5 protein-coding genes and 1 pseudogene are annotated in these 5,134 nt (G+C 67.3%); 3 read left to right on the forward strand and 3 right to left on the reverse strand.

Annotated features, from left to right (window positions below):
• The first annotated feature begins 119 nt into the window (after window positions 1–119).
• Window positions 120–332, forward strand: a complete 213-nt coding sequence (locus tag AC5JDC_RS13395; RefSeq protein ID WP_106775669.1) for an AbrB/MazE/SpoVT family DNA-binding domain-containing protein — start codon at window positions 120–122, stop codon at window positions 330–332.
• Window positions 332–721 (forward strand): type II toxin-antitoxin system VapC family toxin, encoded by a 390-nt coding sequence (locus AC5JDC_RS13400; RefSeq protein ID WP_495841771.1) that lies wholly within the window; start codon window positions 332–334, stop codon window positions 719–721. Before AC5JDC_RS13395 ends, AC5JDC_RS13400 begins: the two co-directional genes overlap by 1 nt.
• Window positions 722–726: 5 nt before the next feature.
• Here the strand turns inward: AC5JDC_RS13400 and AC5JDC_RS13405 are convergent, their stop codons facing one another.
• The 3 genes and pseudogenes from AC5JDC_RS13405 to AC5JDC_RS13415 form a co-directional block, all read right to left on the reverse strand.
• Window positions 727–1,911, reverse strand: coding sequence for a phage portal protein (locus tag AC5JDC_RS13405; protein WP_495841772.1), 1,185 nt, complete (start codon window positions 1,909–1,911; stop codon window positions 727–729).
• 103 nt (window positions 1,912–2,014) lie between these two features.
• Window positions 2,015–3,163 (reverse strand): annotated as a pseudogene (locus AC5JDC_RS13410) (DNA-packaging protein); the annotation flags it as partial.
• A 71-nt stretch (window positions 3,164–3,234) separates the two neighbouring features.
• Entirely contained in the window at window positions 3,235–3,720 is a 486-nt protein-coding gene (locus AC5JDC_RS13415) for a hypothetical protein (protein ID WP_495841773.1), read from the reverse strand.
• A 295-nt stretch (window positions 3,721–4,015) separates the two neighbouring features.
• Between AC5JDC_RS13415 and AC5JDC_RS13420 the strand changes: the two genes are divergently transcribed.
• A complete protein-coding gene (locus AC5JDC_RS13420) occupies window positions 4,016–4,783 on the forward strand; it encodes a L,D-transpeptidase (protein WP_106775674.1) in 768 nt (255 codons plus the stop codon).
• Window positions 4,784–5,134: the final 351 nt, after the last annotated feature.

The following is a 5,134-nucleotide window of genomic DNA, read 5'->3' on the forward strand; positions in this document are numbered from 1 at the left end:
CTGCCCTACTGCCCTACTGCCCTACTGCCCTACTGCCCTACTGCCCTACTGCCCTTTCGAAAGACATCGATCGATGCTATTTCTTACGGAGCATCGATCGATCAGTGCCAGGTACGACCATGCCCGACATCGCCACGCTCTCGGCCAAATTCCAGATATCCATCCCGAAGGCCGTGCGTGCGGCCCACCGGTGGCAGGCAGGCCAGGAGTTCGCCTTCATCCCAAAGGGAGCCGGCGTCTTGCTCGTGCCGGTGCCGAAACCGGCGGAACTCGCCGGCATCGCGAAAGGCGCGAAGGCAAGGGACTACCGCGACCGCAAAGACAGGTTCTGATGCGCCTCGTCGACACGTCGGCCTGGATCGAATGGTTGATCGCATCGCCGGCCGGCAAGGCCGTGGAAGCCGCGATCCCGGCGCGTGAAGATTGGCTGGTGCCGACGATCGTCCAGCTCGAACTGGCGAAATGGCTGACCCGCGAGGTGGGCGAGGACAAGGCCGATCAGGTGATCGCCTTCACGCAAATGTGCCGGGTCGTGCCGCTCGATACGAAGATAGCGCTTCTGGCGACCGAACTCTGCAGCAGGCACAAGCTCGCGACGGCCGACGCGATCGTATACGCCACCGCCCTGCAGAACGAGGCCGAGCTGTTGACCTGCGATTCGCATTTCGAGGGCCTGTCCGGAGTGACCTTCATTGCAAAATCGGCGGGCAAGGCACGCTGACGCCGTCACGATCCCGCTCCTCGCGGCTGGTATCCCACCGCCTCGCGTTTCTCGTCGTCGGTGAGAAACTCTGCCGCCCCGACCCGCGCCCACAGCGCCTCGCGCTCGGCCGCCAGCCCGTCCACCTGGTCGGCGTCATAGGCCACCCGCAGCCCGTCGCCGAAGGCCGGCGCCAGCCAGGCGGAGAATTCGCGCACGGTGCGCGCCACCAGCGGCAGCACGGTCATGCGGTAGAAGGCGCGGTTGGCCTCCTGGTAATTGGCGTAGGTGTTGTCGCCGGGAATGCCGAGCAGCATCGGCGGCACGCCGAAGGCCAGCGCGATGTCACGGCTGGCGGAATGCTTCGCCTCGATGAAGTCCATGTCCTTGGGCGACAGGCCCATCGCCTTCCAGTCGAGCCCGCCTTCCAGCAGCAGCGGCTTTCCGGCCTTGGCCGCGCCCGTATACTCTTCGCTCAGATCGGCCTTCAGCCGCTCGAACTGCTCATCGGTAAGATTGCCGCCCTCCTTCGGCGCGTAGACCAGAGCGCCGGAGGGGCGCGCGGAATTGTCGAGCAGCGCCTTGTTCCAACGCCCGGCCGCATTGTGCGTGTCGAGCGCCATCAGCGCCGCCTCCAGCGGCGGAAAGCCTCTGACATCGTCGAGCGGATGAAACAGCGACAGCTGCAGCGCCCCGCCGGCCGTGGCGCCGCCGAGCGGCACCACGCGCTTGGCCTTGTCCGTCCGGTGCTCCAGCGCCACCGGCCATCCCTGCCCGTCGCAGACGACGCCGACCCGGTCCGGCCGCAGCAGATGCAGCTCGCGCAGGTCGCCGCCCGCCTCGACCAGCTCGACATAGGCGTTGCCGGAAATCAGCAGATGGCCGTAAAGCGCCTCGAGAAAACTGGCGCCGGCCTGCCTGGGATTGGGCCGCTCCATGAGCATGAGCAGCGGATGCCGCGACATCTCCGCCCCGCCCTCGTAGAGCAGCCACGGCACGGCGGCGGCGGTCTCGGCGACCAGCCGCACGCAGCGGTGCACGACCGGGTTCTTCATGAACCCCTCGCGCGCCAGCGTCGCATAGTCCCGCCTCGTCCAGCCGGCCTCGGCCTGCACATGCAGGGCGACGAAGCCGCCCGACCAGCCGGCCTTGCGTTCGGGCACGGCCGCTCCGTTCCGGGCGCCGCGGCGCCAGGGCCAGTTCCATTGCATCGGCGATCCTCGATTGGAGCGAATAGCGAATAGGGAGTAGCGAATAGGGAACTATTTCATTGACTTGTTCCCGTCCGAACCGATCCTCGCTATTCGCTATTCGCTATTCGCTCAAATTCCTCACCCTCGGCTCCCCCGTCCGGCCGGGAAGCAGCTCGCTCACCGCCCAGACCAGCGCATCCACCCGGTCGGGCGAGCGGCCGCCGGAGAGCCCGTCGGGGCCGAAGTCGCACATCTCGTCCTCCAGCGCCGGGAAGCGGCCGGCATGCCGAACCTTCTCCTGCTCGTAGAGCATCGCCACCGGCTCGGCGCGGATCCATTTGCCGCGCATCGCCCTGACCGCCTTCACCGGCACGAGCGGATCGGCGGCGCGGATCACCGCGCTCACCATGTCGCCGCCCTGGTTCACCTCGGCCACGATCGTGTCGGCCTGCAGGCGATGGAACAGCGCCACCGCCGCACCCGCCCAGTCCTGCGGCCGCGCCGCCTTCACGGTAGCGTCGGCCAGCACGAAAACTTTGCCCTCGCCGTCCAGTCCGGCGGCGACGATACCGCAGGCGTCGGAGCTGCGCCTGGCACTCGCCGGCGGGTCGACCGCCACGACGATGCGCCGCAATTCCGGCACCTCGGCCGCGAATGCCCGCTCGATCAGGTCGCGCGTCCACAGCCCGTCCTCACGGTCCTCGACCAGCTCGCCGTCGAGTTCCTGCCGGCCGAGCTTTGTGGCGCCGTAGCGGTCCGTGACCGCCGCCACGAAGCCCGGCGCGAGATTGGAGGCGTTGCCGGACGTGGTGAGTTTGCTCCTCGTCACCAACGGGTCGGTCATGAGCTTCCTCACCAGCCTGACCGGCCGCGGCGTCGTGGTGATCATCTGCCGTGGTTGTATGCCCAGCCTCAGCCCGAACTGCAGCATATCGAACGTCTCGTCGGCGTTCGTCCACTTGGCCAGCTCGTCACACCATGCCGCCTCGAATTGCGGTCCGCGCAGGCTTTCCGGGTCCTCCGACGAGAAGACGTGCCCGACCGCGCCATTGTCCCAGACAATCCGGCGCCGGCTCGGCTCGTAGCGGGCGCGGTTGCCGCGCGCCGTGCGCGCGATGCCGGCCGGCCCGTCGATCATCACCTCGCGCACGTCGCCGAGCGTCTCGCCGACCAGCGCGATCACGCCGTAGCGCTGCCCCGCCGCGGTGAAGGGTGGAAGACCGCGCACCAGTCCGTTCACCCATTCGGCGCCTAGCCGCGTCTTGCCCGCCGCTCACCAGCCAGATGGGCGGCTGCATCCGCATCAACGGATACTGGGCGAGGAAGGCGTATCTCCACCACTCATTCCTTGCCAGCCACGCTCCGTCCAGGCCCACATGCCTCCGCAACCATTTGAGCTGCGAGCTCACGGGCAAGTTCGATAATGCGTTCGTCCATGCGTTCGAGTACGGCGGCCAATTGCTCATCCTCTCTGATCTGGTTCTCCTTGGCGGCTTCTTCCGGCCGCATGACTTCGCCGATCTTCTCCAGGCTGCGCACCAGCGCCAGCGCCGTGTCGACGTCCGACTTACTGATCTTGCGCCCTTCCTCGAGCGCCGCCCGCCCCATCGCCTCGATATGGTCGAGCAGCATGGCGGCGATGGCGCGGACACGCGCGGCCACATCCTCCTGCGGCGCGCGGTCCAGAGCCCAGCCCTCGCTCTCGGCATCCCGCCTCAGCATTTTTAGCGACCGCCCGCTGGCATCGGCCAGCAGGTCGAGCGTCGCCTTCGCGCCCTCGGCGAGCGCGCGCAGCGCCCGCTGTTGCGCCAGCGGTCTACGGGGCATGGAACGATCCTGTGTTTGCGAAAAGAGTACCGCCGCGTATCTCCCCCTCGAGGAGGAGCTGGCCGCGCAGCGACCAGCGGGGTCGGTGCAACCTGTGCGGCCCTGCACCAACTCTCCGCCGCCCGCACTTTTCCGACGATAGCGAAACTCTAGCAAAGCACCGTCACGGTGTCAAGGAATTTTTTCCTAGAAAGTAGCAACCAGGTCAGCCGTGGCGACGGCGCCGCGCTACCCCCTGGGAACCTCCCATCCCTCCACGCGTTGCGGGCGGGCCGAACCGTGCTATGAGATTCGCATGCAGATCAGCCGCCGCACCATGCTCGCCGTGATGGCGACCGCCGCCCTCCCCGCCTGCGCGAGCAATCCGAGCCGCGAGGTCGCCTCGACCGAGGGCGGGCCGCTGCCGCCGCTGACGCCGTTCGGCACCGAACAGAACTTCGGCGACCCCCGCGCCATCTATGCCGCGATGTTCGACGAGGGCTACGACATCCCCGCCGTGCCGATCGAGCAGATCGATCCGCGCTACTACCGGCAGGTCATCGACAACCCGACCGGCGAGCCGCCCGGCACAGTCGTCATCGACACCTCCAGCCACTTCCTCTACCTCACCCGCGAAGGCGGCCAGGCCATCCGCTACGGCGTCGGCCTCGGCCGCGAAGGTTTCGAGTGGGCCGGCCGCGGCGTCATCGAGTGGAAGCAGAAGTGGCCGCGCTGGTTTCCGCCCAACGAGATGATCGACCGCCAGCCCGAGCTCGAGCAGTACCGCGCCCGCCAGATCCCCGGCACCAACGAGTGGGAGGGCGGCATGCAGCCGGGCATCCAGAACCCGCTCGGCGCCCGCGCCCTCTACATCTTCCAGGACGGCAAGGACACGCTCTACCGCCTGCACGGCTCGCCGGAATGGTTTTCCATCGGCAAGTCGGTCTCGTCCGGCTGCGTGCGGCTGATCAACCAGGACATCATCGACCTCTACGACCGCGTGCCCGACAAGACGCCCATCGTCGTCACCGGCGGCCTGCTGCCGTCGTCGGCGGTGGGAATAGACGGACAAGGGGTGATCTAAGACTTGCCTTCAGCCGTTTGTGGCGGATTGAAAGCCGGCCGACGTCAAGCGCCCTCGTGGTTCGACACAGGGCAATCGCATATGAAGGTACCCCCACCCCTAACCCCTCCCCACAAGGGGGAGGGGGACCGGCTGGCGTCTCCGGCAAGCGCCAATCGTCGGCGATTTTGCTCTGCAAAGCGGCCGCCGAGTCCCCCTCCCCCTTGTGGGGAGGGGTTAGGGGTGGGGGTACAGGCCGACAAAAATCTCATCGTTTTCATATGCGATCGCCCTGAGGGCATCTCAAATCGCGTCCAGCGCCCTCGTGGTTCGACAAGCTCACCATGAGGGCTGCTGAATGGTCGCGGCAAT

The organism is Kumtagia sp. (assembly GCF_059502445.1).